The organism is Pseudovibrio sp. W74 (genome assembly GCF_001623085.1).
Classification (GTDB): Bacteria; Pseudomonadota; Alphaproteobacteria; order Rhizobiales; family Stappiaceae; genus Pseudovibrio.
On the sequence record NZ_LMCJ01000050.1, the window covers coordinates 95,653 to 111,510 of the forward strand.

The 15,858-nt window shown below is 52.3% G+C and carries 15 protein-coding genes and 1 tRNA gene; 5 read left to right on the forward strand and 11 right to left on the reverse strand.

Going from position 1 to position 15,858, the window contains the following annotated elements; all coding sequences use genetic code 11:
- Positions 1 to 33 precede the first annotated feature (33 nt).
- A complete protein-coding gene (locus tag PsW74_RS21825; RefSeq protein WP_208988098.1) occupies positions 34 to 1,239 on the reverse strand; it encodes an MFS transporter in 1,206 nt (401 codons plus the stop codon).
- Between the two features lie 307 nt (positions 1,240 to 1,546).
- On the opposite strand from PsW74_RS21825, the gene PsW74_RS21830 reads away from it, so the two are divergent.
- Positions 1,547 to 2,044: a hypothetical protein gene (locus PsW74_RS21830; protein ID WP_063289902.1), complete on the forward strand. Its 498-nt coding sequence runs from the start codon at positions 1,547 to 1,549 to the stop codon at positions 2,042 to 2,044.
- Between the two features lie 12 nt (positions 2,045 to 2,056).
- On the forward strand, positions 2,057 to 2,536 hold the full coding sequence (locus PsW74_RS21835; protein ID WP_063289901.1) for a carboxypeptidase-like regulatory domain-containing protein: 480 nt from the start codon (positions 2,057 to 2,059) through the stop codon (positions 2,534 to 2,536).
- A gap of 120 nt (positions 2,537 to 2,656) precedes the next feature.
- On the opposite strand, the gene ilvC is transcribed toward PsW74_RS21835, so the two are convergent.
- From ilvC to PsW74_RS21855, 4 genes are all read right to left on the reverse strand, one after another.
- Positions 2,657 to 3,676 (reverse strand): ketol-acid reductoisomerase, encoded by a 1,020-nt coding sequence (ilvC, locus tag PsW74_RS21840; RefSeq protein ID WP_057465770.1) that lies wholly within the window; start codon positions 3,674 to 3,676, stop codon positions 2,657 to 2,659.
- A gap of 103 nt (positions 3,677 to 3,779) precedes the next feature.
- The gene (locus PsW74_RS21845; RefSeq protein ID WP_063289900.1) at positions 3,780 to 4,409 is read right to left on the reverse strand and encodes a TetR/AcrR family transcriptional regulator; all 630 of its coding nucleotides are present in this window, start codon (positions 4,407 to 4,409) and stop codon (positions 3,780 to 3,782) included.
- Between the two features lie 255 nt (positions 4,410 to 4,664).
- Positions 4,665 to 5,267: a YeeE/YedE thiosulfate transporter family protein gene (locus PsW74_RS21850; protein ID WP_063289899.1), complete on the reverse strand. Its 603-nt coding sequence runs from the start codon at positions 5,265 to 5,267 to the stop codon at positions 4,665 to 4,667.
- An 11-nt stretch (positions 5,268 to 5,278) separates the two neighbouring features.
- Positions 5,279 to 5,800 carry a YeeE/YedE thiosulfate transporter family protein gene (locus PsW74_RS21855; RefSeq protein ID WP_082830667.1) on the reverse strand — a complete coding sequence of 174 codons (522 nt, stop codon included), beginning with the start codon at positions 5,798 to 5,800 and terminating at the stop codon, positions 5,279 to 5,281.
- Positions 5,801 to 6,102: 302 nt separating this feature from the next.
- Between PsW74_RS21855 and PsW74_RS21860 the strand changes: the two genes are divergently transcribed.
- Positions 6,103 to 7,635 carry a hypothetical protein gene (locus PsW74_RS21860; protein WP_208988099.1) on the forward strand — a complete coding sequence of 511 codons (1,533 nt, stop codon included), beginning with the start codon at positions 6,103 to 6,105 and terminating at the stop codon, positions 7,633 to 7,635.
- Between the two features lie 40 nt (positions 7,636 to 7,675).
- Here PsW74_RS21860 and PsW74_RS21865 read toward each other — a convergent pair whose 3' ends face one another.
- The 3 genes from PsW74_RS21865 to PsW74_RS21875 form a co-directional block, all read right to left on the reverse strand.
- Positions 7,676 to 8,053, reverse strand: a complete 378-nt coding sequence (locus PsW74_RS21865) for a ribbon-helix-helix domain-containing protein (protein WP_063289897.1) — start codon at positions 8,051 to 8,053, stop codon at positions 7,676 to 7,678.
- Positions 8,054 to 8,084: 31 nt separating this feature from the next.
- On the reverse strand, positions 8,085 to 8,666 hold the full coding sequence (locus PsW74_RS21870) for a DJ-1/PfpI family protein (RefSeq protein WP_063289896.1): 582 nt from the start codon (positions 8,664 to 8,666) through the stop codon (positions 8,085 to 8,087).
- 98 nt (positions 8,667 to 8,764) lie between these two features.
- A complete protein-coding gene (locus PsW74_RS21875) occupies positions 8,765 to 9,640 on the reverse strand; it encodes a hypothetical protein (RefSeq protein WP_208988100.1) in 876 nt (291 codons plus the stop codon).
- A gap of 376 nt (positions 9,641 to 10,016) precedes the next feature.
- Between PsW74_RS21875 and PsW74_RS21880 the strand changes: the two genes are divergently transcribed.
- Positions 10,017 to 11,423, forward strand: a complete 1,407-nt coding sequence (locus tag PsW74_RS21880; RefSeq protein WP_063289894.1) for a glutamine synthetase family protein — start codon at positions 10,017 to 10,019, stop codon at positions 11,421 to 11,423.
- A gap of 73 nt (positions 11,424 to 11,496) precedes the next feature.
- Here the strand turns inward: PsW74_RS21880 and PsW74_RS21885 are convergent, their stop codons facing one another.
- The 3 genes from PsW74_RS21885 to PsW74_RS21895 form a co-directional block, all read right to left on the reverse strand.
- Complete coding sequence (locus PsW74_RS21885) at positions 11,497 to 12,255, reverse strand: pyridoxine 5'-phosphate synthase (protein WP_063289893.1); 759 nt, start codon at positions 12,253 to 12,255, stop codon at positions 11,497 to 11,499.
- Between the two features lie 199 nt (positions 12,256 to 12,454).
- On the reverse strand, positions 12,455 to 13,048 hold the full coding sequence (gene ilvN, locus PsW74_RS21890; RefSeq protein ID WP_057465780.1) for an acetolactate synthase small subunit: 594 nt from the start codon (positions 13,046 to 13,048) through the stop codon (positions 12,455 to 12,457).
- A gap of 19 nt (positions 13,049 to 13,067) precedes the next feature.
- Complete coding sequence (locus PsW74_RS21895; RefSeq protein WP_063290139.1) at positions 13,068 to 14,840, reverse strand: acetolactate synthase 3 large subunit; 1,773 nt, start codon at positions 14,838 to 14,840, stop codon at positions 13,068 to 13,070.
- Positions 14,841 to 15,700: 860 nt separating this feature from the next.
- On the opposite strand from PsW74_RS21895, the gene PsW74_RS21900 reads away from it, so the two are divergent.
- Positions 15,701 to 15,776 (forward strand) — tRNA-Lys (locus tag PsW74_RS21900).
- The last annotated feature ends 82 nt before the right edge of the window (positions 15,777 to 15,858 follow it).

The window sequence follows — 15,858 nt, forward strand, 5'->3', positions numbered from 1 at the left end:
TTTTATGCGCGCTGATCCGGCCAGCGCAAATGCTCAGGATGTTTGTGCGAGCTGCTGGTGTTGGGGGGGCTTGATGACCAGCAGGATCAAGGTGGCCAGAGCTGCAAGGACGACGCTGCTCAGGATTGTGTTTTGGAAGGTGGTGTAGGATGCGACAAGCCCAGTGAGGACATTGCCTGCCAGACCGCCAACGAAGATGGCATTGACGAAGTAAGAGGTCGCGATGCCGGGCTTGTGGCGGGCATAGTTCTGAATGAACGTGATGCCCACACTGGCACAAATGCCATAGTACATGCCCTCAATGATGCAGAGCGTGAGCACTTGCTCAACGGAATTCGCGCTTGTGATTGTTGCAAAGAAGAGCATGGCACCCAGACCGGAGAGCAACATCATATTCCGTTCGCCAATCCGCTGTGTTGGCTTGATTGCAAAATAGATGATGATGACTTCGAAGAGGCTTTTGGTTGCAAAAGCCCAGCCGGGGACGGAGACCGAGAGGCCCATCTCTTTAATGAAGTAAACGGGGCCTGCTGAAAAGAATACGCTGTTTGCAGCAGACAAGGCGAACACGGGAACACATGCGATCAGCAACATCATGGGAACTGTGTCTGCAGTGCTGTTTTCCTGAGCGTGCTTCTTGATGTGAGTTTTCAGCGTTGCGGGGATGAACAGCAGGCAAAGGGTGAGCCAGATGAAGGCTGAAATGGCTGCTGCAAGATGGATTTCCTGAAACCCATAGGTCCCATAAAGCAGGAAGGCGGCAGGCGGGCCGAAGACCCACCCAAGCGACAGGCAAATGCGCATGTGAAGGTTGAAGGTGCCCGGATCGCGTCCGGTCTGCTCTGCAATCAACCGGCCCGTGGAATACATGGTGGAGAGCGCGCCGGCGCTGATGCCGATCAACGGAATGCCGAAAATGATGAGAGACAGATAGGAGGGAGCAGTCAATTGGATGAGAGCATGAACAGTGAAAGCGCAAATGTTGATGAGAAGCAATGGTTTGACGCGGTTGCCACCATCAATGAGACCACCAAAAATGCGGTTGGTGGCAAGAGACACGACTGAAAATCCACCGATGACGAGCGCAAGATTAAACGCTGGTTCCTGCAATTCCTCAATGATGTAGGTGCTCAATAATGGGATTACGAAAGCAATCGAAAATGCGCCGAAAAACATCACTGCGAAGAATAAAATTGGGAACTTATCAAGTCTTTGTAATGGACTGCTAATAGGATTCAAGAAAAACTCCACGCCCTAACCTTGCAAAAGATGGTTTCGGGCCAATCGCTCTAATACTACGTAAATTACCTGATGAGGGTGTCGTGTAAAGTGAGCAATTTTAAGCACAGAAAAACACGGTGAAGGTCCAGGTTTTTCTGGATGTCATGCATCTCTAAGCCTTTGGAAGATTATTGATTATTGTTGATCGGATAAAGGTGAGCTGGATTTATTCTGTTTGAGCATCGCTGCTTTGCTTCTCGAATATTGACGGTTGGTTTTTTTGAATTGGCTGGGATATTTTTGGAGTGGTTGGTGGGAGGTCTGCATGCTCTTTGCCTTTATTCTTGCTCTTACGGGCATTTTATTCGGTGGCCTTATCGCCATCTTGTCAGTCTATGCGCTGATTAAAGAAAAGCGATTTGTTGACAATGAAGGGCGTGTTGTTGAGCTTGAACTTCCATTTTTTGGCAAGCTGAAAACAAACGCGGCGCCGATTGCTGTGACGTTCATTGGTGGAGGATTGATTGTCTTTTGCCTGCAGCAATTTGGCAATTCTCCCAACCTGACTGAGCTGGTCGCTACGGTCAGAATTGAACAACCGCACTCTGTCAATATGGTTGCGCTGGCCGTTGTTAGCGATGAATGGGATTCCGTGGAGAGTTGGGGGAGCGAGGAGGAGCTTGAGATCAAGTTGACCGTTCCCAGCAACTGGAAGTCTTACAATGGGTATCTAGTCCCGCTGGGTGATCCGGATGTTGCTCCCCGATTTTTTAATGCAGGTGAGAAGTTTAAACCGACCGTTGTTTTGAGCAAAAACCGCTAAGGAGGAGCGTAGATGATGATCCGGCATTTCGCTCGTTTTGTGATGTTTTGCGTCTTGGTTTTGGCCAGTGTGCCAGCGTTCTCAATGGGGGGATGCGAAGGGAGTGATGCCGGAACGGGGGCACCAGCAGCCTCCGTGTGCGGGCAGGCGGTTGATGATCAAAATGAGCCCATTGCAAATGCACCATTGCTGCTGAAAAACAAAAACAGCGAGAAGGCGATTACTGTGTTCACGGACGATCAGGGCTTTTTCAGAGCGTACAATCTGGATAGCGGTGAATATTCAATTGAGCTGCCAGAGGGTTTAGCAAAAGAGTTTTCTGTCGCTCCCTCTGATGAAGCTTTGCCTGCCAGCAGTGTTGCAAGCAGACGAGACAAGAAAACCATAGAGATTAAAGAAAAGAGCTTCTTTCAGAACATGCTCAGTTTGCAGCCTGAGGCCGTTGATGCTGGAAAAATTCAGCTTGAGGTTGAGCCGAACCGGCAGAGATAAAACTGGGTGATCAGGTCTTCAGTGTATTGATCTTTATAAAAACAATCAGAGCGGCAGTTGAGGTTCAGTTCAACTGCCGCCCTGATTTTGTTTTATGCGTATCCTGCGATGAGGATCAGATTAGTTCTTCGCTTTGTCGACCAGCTGGCCAGCGGAGATCCAAGGCATCATTTCGCGGAGCTTTGCACCAACTTCTTCAATTGGGTGCTCGTCGTTCAGGCGGCGTGTTGCTTTGAATTTCGCGCCACCAGCCTTGTATTCCTGGATCCACTCAGAGGTGAAGGTACCGTTCTGGATTTCTTCCAGTACGCGCTTCATTTCTGCTTTGGTCTCAGAAGTCACGATACGTGGGCCAGTCTGGTACTCACCCCACTCAGCGGTGTTGGAGATGGAGTAATTCATGTTCGCGATGCCACCTTCGTAGATCAGGTCTACGATGAGCTTCACTTCATGCAGACACTCGAAGTATGCCATTTCTGGTGCGTAACCAGCTTCGGTCAGGGTTTCGAAACCTGCGCGGATCAGTTCAACCAGACCACCGCAGAGAACTGCCTGCTCACCGAACAGATCGGTTTCACACTCTTCACGGAAGGAGGTTTCGATGATGCCGGAACGACCGCCGCCAACGCCGGATGCGTATGCCAGACCGAGGTCTTTTGCGTTGCCTGTTGCGTCCTGGTGAACAGCGATCAGGCAAGGAACTCCGCCGCCTTTCTGGTATTCGCCGCGTACGGTGTGGCCTGGGCCTTTTGGTGCAACCATGAGAACGTCGATGGTGGACTTAGGCTCGATCAGACCGAAGTGAACGTTCAGGCCGTGTGCGAAAGCGATTGCTGCGCCATCACGGATGTTGCCTGCGATATCTTCTTTCCAGATGTCTGCCTGCAGCTCATCAGGAGTTGCCATCATCATCAGGTCTGCGTCTTTTGCAGCTTCTGCAACAGTCTTACAGGTGAAGCCGTCTGCTTCAGCTTTCAGGCGTGTTGTGGAACCTTCGCGCAGAGCGATGGTGATGCCTGCAACGCCGCTGTCTTTGAGGTTCATTGCATGTGCGCGGCCCTGAGAACCGTAGCCAATGATGGTGATGTTCTTGCCCTTGAGCAGGTTCAAATCGCAATCGCGGTCATAATATACGCGCATGGTACTACCCTTTGTTTCGCCCGTGCCTTTCCCAAAGCACGTATGGTCTAGTTTTTGGTTTGCGTATCCCTGAAAATCTGTTTCCACTTTCCAGAGAGGCGCTTTAATTCTGTGCTCCGTAGAGCTGTATGAACTGTTTGACTGCTGTTTGGGCAGCCAGTTCCAAGTTTTTTGCCGATGCCTGTGCGGTGCCGCCCAGAAGCATGCGGATGTGCTGATCGCGGACGACCAGCCCGTAAAGTGTGCTGTAGGCTTCCTGCGGGTCTTCGCAGTGCAGGTAGCCAAGTGTGCATCCTTTTTCCAGCAATGCTGTGGTCTGTCTGCCAATGCGGGCGCGGCCACTCTTTTCGAGGATGGCGCCAAGACCGGTTTCAGATTTGCTGGCTTGCCCGATGGCAAGTCTGTTCAGGGCCAGAGAAACGTCGCCGGAGATGGTCTCCAGCAGATTTCTGGCAAATTCTTCTAATGCGGCGCGCAGGCCGTCTTCGCTCATGTTTGCGGCTGGATCAGCACCTGGAATAACCTTGGAGGCCTGACGGGTCACGATTGCAGCCAGCAATCCATCGCGATCTCCAAACCACTTGTAGAGGCTCTCTTTTGAGCATCCCGCAGCGCGAGCGATGGCAGCTGTTGTCAGCGCCTTTTCGCCGCCTTCCACCAGCAGCTCCAGCGCTTTGTCCAGTACCGCACGTTGGCGGTCTGTAAAGTCTGGTTGTTCTGGCTCAGTGGACATATGCGGTTCTAATTCCAGCGGTTTGGCTTGTTTGATTTTCTGTACCGTACGGTACGGTTCGGTTATGCCGTAGAATCGAAATGGATGCAACAGGAAAGTGAGGGAAAATACAGCTTGGGCGCAATAAAATTAGGTGTCTTAAGGTGAGTTTGAATTGATCCTTTCTCATTCACACAAAAAAATGCCCCGAAGGTCTGTGCTCCTCCGGGGCATTACTGATCTGAACCAAAGTCAGTTCAGTTGGGGGCTCTTAAATTATGCATGTGCCGTATTTGAGCTGGCAGATGCATTGTTGTTCTGATCCATGCCACGATCCACTTTCCAGGGGCGGTACATTTCCAGTGCGATCATGACGATGATGAGGGCAGCTGCGGTGATGAGACCGAGCATCCAGAAGGGCAGGGATGGGAACAGATCCGCGTAGGTGATCTTGCCAAGGCTGCCCATGTCCAGCACGCCATCAATGAGGGATTTGTTGTAGCCGTAAAACGCTGCACCCATGATGCCGCCGATGATGGTGAGCCATGCATCTTTGTAGCCGCGGCCAATCTGGGCGAAGACTGTACCTGGGCACGCGCCTGCGATGGCTATGCCTGCGCCGAGGATGGTGCCGCCGACGATGATGTTGCCAACAACAAAGCTTTTCGGGTGCAGCTCTGCAAGGCCGAGTGCAGTCAGACCTGAGAGGGCAACGAGGCCGGTGGCTGTTGCTGCGAGGAACATTTTAAGCATGGTGTAGTCTTTGAAGAGGAACTGGCCGATGAGCACGCCGGGTTCCATGACGCGAGACTTTTCCAGTGCGACGCCGAAGATGATGCCCATGGTGAGGCCGAGGATAACAAGCCAGAAAATTTCCATATGACCTCTCCTTAGGATGCGCGTTTGTAAAGAAGGTTGGCGGTGACGATGCCACCTGCGAACATGGCCGCAACAGCGACGCTGGAGCCAACGCTGAGCTGTGCAAGGCCGGAGATGCCGTGGCCTGATGTGCAGCCGCCTGCGATGCGGGCGCCAACCAGCAGAACGAAGCCACCGATGAAGCCTTGCAGGAGACGAATAACCGGGGCTGAGCTTACACCGATGGTCTTCCAGCTGGCAGAGGAGAAGCTGGCTTTACGGCCACTTGCTTTGTAGGAAATCAGAGCGCCCAGGGCGATGCCGATCACCAATGCGCTTTGCCAGAAGTATTTGTCCTTGGACATGTATTTGGCGAAGTACTTGATCTCCGTGATGCTGGAATCAAACAGCGAGAAGATGAAGCCGGTGCCGGTGACGAAAGAGGATGATGCCCCCAGCGCGGTATCAACCAGCAGAAATGCCGGGATTTGCAGGAGCCCAATAATCATGCCCGCCAGGTAGGGGGACCAAACGTTTTGCCTGAGAAGATCCAATTGATTGCCCTCCGATCTCTCCTTAATTTAGTATATTAATATATGCTAATAAACTAATATACAAGAGGGATTTGTAAGGGAAGCGTGATTTAGATGAGCTGAATGAATTTGTTCTTCCAGCAAGATCATCCAGATATAACGCAATAGTTTCATCAGCGTTGGTTAGGTTATCTGTTGTTTGCTGGATGAACATCCATCTGCATTTCAAATATATGAAATATGGAATTCATAGTCCTACTATTGGTTATTGTGAGACCAGCGTTTTCCTTCAGGATGTAGTTGCTTTGCATTCGGGAGGGATGATGTCTTTATTTGAGTATAAAGGGAATGACGCGCGACAGCTCATGTCTGATGCTTTGGACTTGATGCTTTATAGTTATCACGGGCTGGATGATGCGCTTGGGAGTGCGTATCAAGCCAACGGGTTCTCGCTGGGAACACTGGTCGGAACTCTTTGGGGAACTGAAGATCAAGCCGGATTGTTGAGCGGGGAGAGTGAACAAGCGGCACGTGACAGGATTGAGGAGAAGGGATGGACGGTCCTTTCTGCTGCTGATCTTGGCTATGATGGTGCAATCATTGATCACAACGGGACGTTTCAGGGGGAGACGTTCAAGTTCAAAGATGCTCAGGCAGACGTGTTGGCCAAGTATGATGATCAAGGCAACATCACGCAGGTTGCGCTGGCGTTTCGTGGAACGACGGGGACATTAGACAACATTGTTACCGACACGATTGGGGACGTGATCGACTACCTTGAGTTCTTCAAGGATGAACCGCATTACGTGGAAGAAGCGTTCGGCGGGCTGCTTGCTGCGCTGAAGGATTTCATGGTCGGGCATGGTCTGGATGGCAGCGATCTGGTTGTGACAGGTCATTCGCTGGGTGGCGGTGCTGTTGCCAACATGGCAGAGCGCAGCAATGACTGGCTGGATGGCTTCTTTGTGGATGCCAACTACATGGCGTTTGCCAGCCATTATACGCCGGAGGATGGCGCTGCTGTTCTGGACAGCGGGGCTGAGCTTTTCAGCTTTGATCTGGAAAACGATCCGGTGCCCTCGACGATCTCGTCTGATGGTCTGGATTTGACGGGTAACGATACGGACTACGGCTACGACACCAGCAATATCGTCATTTTCAATGATTGGTATGATACACCTCTGTTTTGGGACGGGGGCGGTTTGCTCAACCTGCCGAGCTGGTCGGCGCATCTGCCGTTTAATTACAGCACGGCATTCAATGCGATCAACGCCTCCGAGTTCTATAGCGAGATGAACCGGGACAGTGTGGTGATTATCTCCGGGCTTTCTGATCAGAAGCGTGATGATACGTGGGTTGAGGATATTCCAATTCTGCTGGACCCAACTGGTCACCATGGACAGGATGCCTACATCCTCGGATCAACCTCCAATGACCTGCTGCGCGGGAATGATGGTGATGATGCCCTGGAAGGGTTTGCTGGTGATGATCATCTGCGCGGGGAAGACGGCAATGACCAGCTGCTTGGCGGTTCCGGTGATGACATTCTGGAAGGTGGAGATGGTAACGATGTTCTGCGGGATGGTGCGGGCCGTGACTTCCTTGTTGGGGGAGATGGTGCCGACACGTTTTGCTTTGCGGATGATGGTGTGAAGGATGTGATTGATGACTTCGATGTTGGCGAGGACACCATTGATCTTTCCGCCGCCGGTGTGAGCTCATTTTCAGAGCTGGATATCGATGAGACAGTTTTGGGAGGATGGATCACCATATCCTACGGCAATGATGTGCTGGAGGTGGATACGGGGTGGTTGTTCACTCATAGCCTGAGCGCTGAAGACTTTGTCTTTGCGTAGCAGTTGATTGGCTTCTCTCACTGAAAAAGGTGAGGGGAGCCTAACTTGCGTTTTCTATGGCGCGTGTTTGTGCCCGATAGGCGCGTTCGTTCTTCAGCAACTGAGGAGCATTGAGGGTGCTGATCGGGACGGATTTGTCCTTCGGGATATCCTCTGTCACCTGTAACGAGAGATAGCGGAGACAACACACGCGCAGGAAGCTGGTGAAGTTGCCCAGGTCATGCCCTGCTTCGATGGATTCATTGTGTAGACGTGTCAGAAGCTGGCCAACGGACATGTCATCGCGCTTAGCGATCTCTTCAAGGATGGTCCAGAAATAGGTTTCCAGCCGTACGCTGGTGACCATACGGTCAATGCGAAGGGAGCGTGTTGTGCTCTCCCACAGGTCAGTATCTGCTTTGATGAAAAGCTCACACATGGTCCCCTCCGCAATTGTCTAGTGCTGCTTCTTAAGCATAAGCAGGCTGGTTCAGCAGAGCAAGGAACTGCTTGAGCCATGCTGGATGAGCAGGCCATGCTGGCGCTGTTACAAGGTTGCCATCAGTGACTGCGTCAGCCACGTCGATGTCAGCGAACTTGCCGCCGGACATGGTGACCTCTGGTGCGCAGGCCGGATAGGCAGAGCAGGTTCTACCCTCTAACACGTCAGCAGCAGAGAGAAGCTGAGCACCGTGGCAGATGGCTGCGACCGGTTTGTTCTCTTTGAAGAAGTGACGCACCATGTCCAGAACGGCTGGGTTCAGGCGCAGATATTCAGGTGCACGGCCACCGGGAATGACGAGTGCGTCATAATCTGCCGGGTTGATGGCGTCAAAACTGGCGTTGAGTGTGAAATTGTGACCGCGTTTTTCGGTGTAGGTCTGGTCACCTTCAAAGTCATGGATGGATGTTGCGACGGTATCGCCTGCCTTTTTATCCGGACAAACGGCGTGAACATCATGACCAACGGCGCCTAAGGTCTGAAACGGCACCATGGTTTCGTAATCCTCGGTGAACTCACCGGTGATCATAAGCACTTTTTTGGCAGACATGTTTCCCTCCCAGATGTGGCTGCGAGGGAAACGTAGCAAGGGAAGAGGCTGAGCGGGTAATGGCGTATTACTACATAGCTCAACCTTATCTCGAATGCTTAGTCGACTTCGTTGGTTGAGAGGGAAATCCAACGTTTCAGCTGTGGCAGATTAGAGCCTGCTGCTGTGCGGTCGTTTTCCTGCAATGTTGTGGTGCCGAACTGGAAGAATGCGCCAAAACGGAACTCATGAATGACCGGTTCGTCGGATTCATCACCTTTGATCTGGAAGTCATGGCCGCTGTAGGAAGCACTGAGACCAACTGGCAGAGCGGTGAAGCTTTGTTTGAACTCCGCACCCCAGCTGAAGATGTTCACTTCACCATCACGCGCATCACCCGGGTTTGGACGATTGTAGCGATCACCACTGACGTAAGACAGAGAGCCGGTCAACTTGGTGTTTGGTGTGAAGTAGTAGCTTGCGCCACCACGGGCAAACAGGCCGTTGTCGATGGTCTCGTTCTGGTCGTCATCACCATCAAGGAAGCCAGCCTGACTGAACAGGGTGATGTCCTGAAGGTAATACTGGCCTTCAACGCCGATGAACTGGAAGGTTTTGGTGGAGGTGTCGTCTCCGCCGTCAACGGTTACACCGCCGCCACCGAAGACACCGAACAAGCCTTGCTGTGGGTCTTTGTAAGCAAAGTGGACTGCTCCCAGACCGTCGCGGAGGGTGTTGTCACCGTCCTTGGTGTCGAACTGGTAGTATTCGAGATCTCCATCTACCTGCAGGCTGAACTGCTGGAAGAGTGGCAGAGCGTAAGATCCATAGAAGCCAAGAGTGTTTGGTTCCTGATCTTTCGTGTCGATCTGATCAGCCTCAAAGAAAGAGCGGCCAACGTTGACGCCGACAAAACCGCCTGCGTTAAGCTCTCGTAGAGCTTCTGTTTGGTGGTTGGCTTCTTGTGCACTGAGTGGATGTGCGGCAAGAGCCATGGGGATAGCCAGGAGGTATAAAGAGCGCATGTTTCTATTATTCTTGATGGGGTGTCCTTAGGGAATGTCCAACCTAGCAGAAATCCGTATCCTTACAATTTTCTGGCAATAAACTATTAGTTATCTCTACGAGTGTTGCTGATCTGCACGGTGGGTATGGAGGCACTTATTTTCATTATTTCATAGGCTTGATGTGGTTTTTGTCGATAATTCCAGCCGATGCGCCTGTGTACCAATTACACTGCTTAGGTAGTCTTGAGGATTTACTTGCAACTTATGCGGATGCGAGATTTAGTTTAAAGGTCGCCAAATTCTTCCATGCTTTGCAATCAGCGTTGACTTTAAGGTGCTTTGTACATCTTGGAGTGGATCAGGCATGACGACATTTTGGGAACAACAAGCCGCCTCAAAGGAAGGGCTGGCCAAGCAAATTGCGCAGTTGAGGCAGCGGGGCGTACATTCGGTTATCACGCAGGTGCCAGATATGAACGGGCTTTTGCGGTGCCGGCTTCAGCCTCTGGATGGGTTGGAGAAGGGGTGTTCCACCAACTCCTCGCTCTATCTTATTCCTCATGGAGACGGGCAGCCTGCTGGTGAGCAGATCTACGAGTCTCCGCACGTCTGGTATCACACAGGCTTTGGCAATTTGCACAGTCTGGCAGATGGCAATACGCTGTTTCAGCTGGGGTGGCGACCTGAGATTTCAGAGGTTCTGCTGAATTGTTATGAGCGGAATGGTGCGCGTTTTTCATTGGATTTGCGGCGTCCGCTGGAGATGCTGGAAGAAAAGCTTGCCGAGCTGAAACTCACCATGAAGATTGGAATGGAGTTTGAGCTAGGGATCTTTCATTTTGACCGGGCATTGGTTGAAGCGGGACACCACCACAAGCTCAAGCCGTTTGGTCATTCCTTGCAATATGACTCAGTCAACCGTGATCCAGACTACATGGACCTGATGGAAGCGTTTCGTGCGCGTATGGACTCGCTTGGCATTGGGGTTTCCTCAATGGAGAGTGAGATTGGTTGGGGCATGTATGAGATTGCCTTGTCGCCGACTTCACCACTGCAGGCTGCTGATAATGCAGTGCGGGCACGTCATCACCTGAAAGAGCTGTGCCGGGAGCATGACCTGATTGCAACCTTCATGGCGCGTTATCAGCCAATGGGGCAGGATTCTGCGTGCGGAACCCACGTGCACATCAGCCTCTATGACGAGATGGGGCACAATGTATTTTATGATCGGGAGGCGGTGCTGAGTGAGCGGGGGAGGTTCTTTGTGGCCGGGCTTCTGGAGCAGATGCAAGCGTCTCATCTGGCGTTTCGGCCAACGATCAACTCGTATCGCAGGCTTTCCCGATTTACTGGTTGTCCTGAAGAAGTGTGTTGGGGAGATGAGCACCGCGTGAGTGCGGTGCGCGTGATTTCCAGTCCTGACCCGCAAGCGGTCCGCTTGGAGCATCGGTGTCCGGGGGCTGACACCCATCCGTATATCATCGTGCCTTTGATTGCTGCCGCTGGGCTGGAGGGGCTTCGTAAAGGGGAGGAGCCACCGGCAATGCTGATTGGTGATCCGGGTAAGGATGAAACCTTGGAGAAGTTGCCGCGATCATTGGAGGCGTCATTGGAGCTTTTCCGGGAGAGTGAATTTGTGAAGGAGGCCTTGGGGTCGTCGCTGGCAGATCAGTATGCGCGTAGCCGGGAGAATGAGCTGAAGGCGTTCAAGGCATGGATTGAGAAGGACATCACCAGCTTTGAGTTTCTGCGGTATTTTGAAGGGGTTTGAACTCAGCCGGGAAACACAAAAAAGCCTGCTGTAACGGATCACAGCAGGCTCTTCTTTGAAACGGGATAAGCTCTTAGAGTTCTGTCGGTTCGCCAAGGGCGTGGCGGAAGCGGCGAACGCTTTGGGTGAAACCATGTTCCAGAGCGTCGGCAGTGAAGCCGTGGCCGATGGAGACCTCTGAGATGTATGGTACGCGCTCAATCAGAGCTGGCAGGTTCTCAACGGTGAGGTCGTGTCCTGCATTGACCAGCAGGCCTGCTGCTCTTGCAGCTTCTGCGGTGGCAACGACTTTTTCCAGCTCGACCTTTTCGGCTTCCTTGTCAGAATGACAGGCCCCATAAGGGCCGGTGTAAATCTCGATACGCTCAGCGCCTGCTTCAGCTGCAAGAGCTGGCTGGCTTGGTTCCGGATCTACGAAAAGTGATGTGCGCACACCCCAGGACTTCGCAGCGCTGATGGCTTCTTTCAGGAGATCCATGTTCTCGGAGAAATCCCAGCCATGGTCGGAGGTCTGCTGGGACGGGTCGTCCGGTACAAATAAAACCTGCGTCGGGCGGGTTTGTTCCACCAACTCCATGAAGCGCTCATCTGGATAACCTTCGAGGCACAGTTCTTTGCCATGCAGTTCTTCACGCAGCATATTGGAAATGTCTTCAACATCTGTGCGGCGAATATGGCGCTCATCCGGGCGTGGGTGCACGGTGATGCCTTTGGCGCCTGCATTGAGGGCGAGGGCTGCCAGATGCGTCACGCTTGGCCACGGAACGTCGCGGCGATTTCGCAGAACTGCTACAGCGTTTACGTTGACGGATAAGCGGCTAGGCGTCTTCATGGGGCATACTCTTTTTTGAGTCAGGGCATGTCGCCTTTATACGCCATGCTCTGACTTTTTTATTCTTCACGTACCCTTATCCGAGAACCGGTTCCCACCTGTCGGGGATACGCTCTAGATTATCAAAATAAAACGGCGTCTTCACAGACTTGCAAAAGACGCCGCTCAATATCAATAGGACAAAATTGTCCTCTAACTGTTAAATTTCATCCTGCAAGTCTTTAAGACCTTGGGACCCACGTGAAAGTGCGGCAACGCCCGTACGTGAAACCTCAACAAGACCCAGTGGTGTCAGGATTTCGATGAACTGATCGATTTTATTGGTGCGGCCTGTGATCTCGAAAACGAAGTGATCAATGGTTGCATCAATGACGGTTGCCCTGAAAGCTTCTGACAGACGCAAGGCCTCCAGACGTTTTTCTCCTTCACCACGCACCTTAATCAGCGCCAGCTCTCGCTCAAGCGGCTTTTCCTGATTGGAATTGCGTGCTGCAACGGTCAGATCCCGGACGATATGCACCGGCACAAGACGATCCAGCTGGTGGCGGATCTGCTCGATGATCTGAGGAGTACCTGTGGTCACGATCGTGATACGGGAAACGTGCTTCTCGTGCTCCGTTTCAGAAACACTGAGACTGTCAATGTTGTAGCCACGGCCAGAGTACAGGCCAATCACGCGGGCAAGAACACCCGGTTCATTGTCTACAATGATAGATAGGGTATGTGTTTCGAGGACATCGCTGGTTTCGGCTAGGAAATAAGCCGATAGAGCGTCTGTTTTCTGTGCGTTCATAATGGTTCTCCCAGCTTACCTATACCAATGACTTGCCAGCGGTGTCGATGGCGTTTGCAACGGCTTCATCAGTTGCTTCATCTGGCAACAACATTTCGTTGTGGGCTTTGCCTGATGGGATCATTGGGAAGCAGTTGGTCAGCTGAGCGACGCAGCAATCAAACAGAACCGGGCCAGGTGTTTCAATCATTTCCTGAATGGCGTCATCCAGTTCACCCGGTTTAGTGACACGAATGCCTTTGCCGCCGTAGGCTTCTGCCAGTTTCACGAAGTCAGGCAGGCTGTCCGTGTAGGAGTGGGAGAGGCGGTTGCCGTGCAGCAGCTGCTGCCACTGGCGAACCATGCCCATATAGGAGTTGTTCAAAATGAACGTTTTAGGCGCCAGTCCATGCTGAACAGCTGTCGACATTTCCTGAATATTCATCAGGATGGAGGCATCGCCTGCAACGTTGATGCACAGCCCGTCTGGGTGAGCAACCTGTGCGCCAATGGCTGCTGGCAGGCCATACCCCATTGTGCCGAAACCACCTGAAGTCAGCCAGTGGTTTGGAGATTCAAAGCCAAGGTACTGCGCCGCCCACATCTGGTGTTGCCCAACCTCGGTGGAGATGTAAACATCCTTGCGGCCTTTGATGGCTGCGTTCAGACGCTGCAATGCGTACTGAGGCATGATGACATCGTCACTGTGGCGGTAAGACAAGCAATCGCGTGCGCGCCACTTGGCGATCTGTGTCTGCCATTCCTTCAGCTCTGGCTGAGAGCGGAAGCTGGAGGCGCGCCAGATGCGAACCATGTCTTCCAGAACGTGAGCCACATCACCAACAATCGGCAGGTCAACATGAACGATCTTGTTGATGGAGGATGGATCGATGTCCACGTGAATCTTGGTGGAGTTCGGTGAGAATGCGTCCAGACGGCCTGTGATGCGGTCGTCAAAGCGTGCACCGATACAGATCATCAGATCACAATCGTGCATAGCCATGTTGGCTTCATAGGTGCCGTGCATGCCTAGCATGCCGAGCCACTGCTCACCGGATGCCGGATAAGCGCCCAGACCCATCAGGGTGGATGTGATCGGAAAGCCTGTCTGATCCACCAGCTCACGCAGCAGCTGGCTTGCAGCCGCGCCGGAGTTGATGACGCCGCCGCCTGTATAGAACACAGGGCGTTTGGCTTTTGACATCAGCTCAACAGCTGCGCGAATGGCAGTCATGTCGCCTTTCAGCTGCGGGCGATAGCTTTTGTGGTTGCTCGGGTTTGCCTGCGGGCCTTCATAGGTGCCGGTGGCAAACTGAACATCCTTTGGAATATCGACAACAACAGGGCCGGGACGCCCGGACTGTGCAACATAAAACGCTTCATGGAGAATGCGAGGCAGATCATCAACGTCTTTCACCAGCCAGTTGTGCTTGGTGCACGGGCGGGTGATGCCAACGGTGTCACATTCCTGGAACGCATCAGACCCAACAAGGTTGGTTGGGACCTGACCGGTAATGCAGACCATAGGGATGGAGTCGAGCATGGCGTCTGTCAGGGCAGTCACCATGTTGGTTGCGCCCGGACCAGAGGTCACCAGAGCAATGCCGGCTTTTCCGGTAGAGCGTGCATAGCCTTCAGCAGCATGGCCTGCGCCTTGCTCGTGACGGACAAGGATGTGCTGGATCGCATCCTGCTGGATCAGCTCATCATAAATGGGTAGAACTGCACCACCAGGGTATCCAAATACATGTTCCACCCCGTTGTCCTTCAGCGCCTGGAGAACCATTTCAGCGCCTGTCATCTCCCGTTGCATCATCAAGTCCTTGTTGCCTGTATCTGCTCGTTTTGCCTGATTGAAGGGTGTGCAATCAATCCGACTGTTTGTTTTGCAGGGGTGTTCTTTTAAACATCGCTGCGAATTAGCCATAAAAAAAGGAGCCGTTTGGCTCCTTGTGCGCGTCTAACCGTTCCGAGTGAGCTAGCTCACTCCGGCGACGCGCGTCCCACCACGATAAGAAGAATTGAAGTTTGCATTCTGGTATTGGGAGCCTCAGGGCTCCACTCTCCCTTAACATAATTCCAACCGTGTAAGAGATTACCGCGCTTCACCATTGAATCGCTCAGGTAAACTCTGAAATTCGGGGTGAGATTAGGCTTAGATACGTAAAAGCGTCAAGTGGCTTCTTCTTAATGTTGCGCCGCAAAGACCTCTCGTTTCCTTGAGTTATCTGCAATAGTCAGCGTGCTTTGCAGAAGTTGCGTGGCGGAAAGTCCTACTCGCTCTGTTTGTATTGGCTTTTCCAGGCGCAATTGTTGCACTTGAGCGAACCCGCAGAAATACGGGATTTTGCAGTGCGATGCTGGCGGGGCCACTTTAGCTGCAGTGCACGCCTCTGACTGATAAGGAGAGCTGGGGTGGCCCGTAGTTGGTTGTTTGATGAAAAATTTGCGTTGGACTAATTGATAAGAGGTCAGTCTTGTGAAATTTGCGGTGTTTTTTCGCGTTTCGCACTTCTGAATTGTGTTTGTGCTGCGAAAATTCGTAGATTTGCATAGGTTAGTCTGGGATAAGTTTACTTTACACAAGACATTTTTGAAAAGTTGCACCTAGGGCCTTGCGCTCTTGCTAAAGGCTTTATATACACCCGCCATCGCTTCGGCGGGAAACGTTTTGGGTGTATAGCTCAGTTGGTAGAGCAGCTGACTCTTAATCAGCCGGTCTAGGGTTCGAATCCCTATGCACCCACCAACAAACGTCTCGTGTTTAGTGAGCCCGTAGCTCAGCTGGTAGAGCAACTGACTTTTAATCAGTAGGTCCACGGTTCGAACCC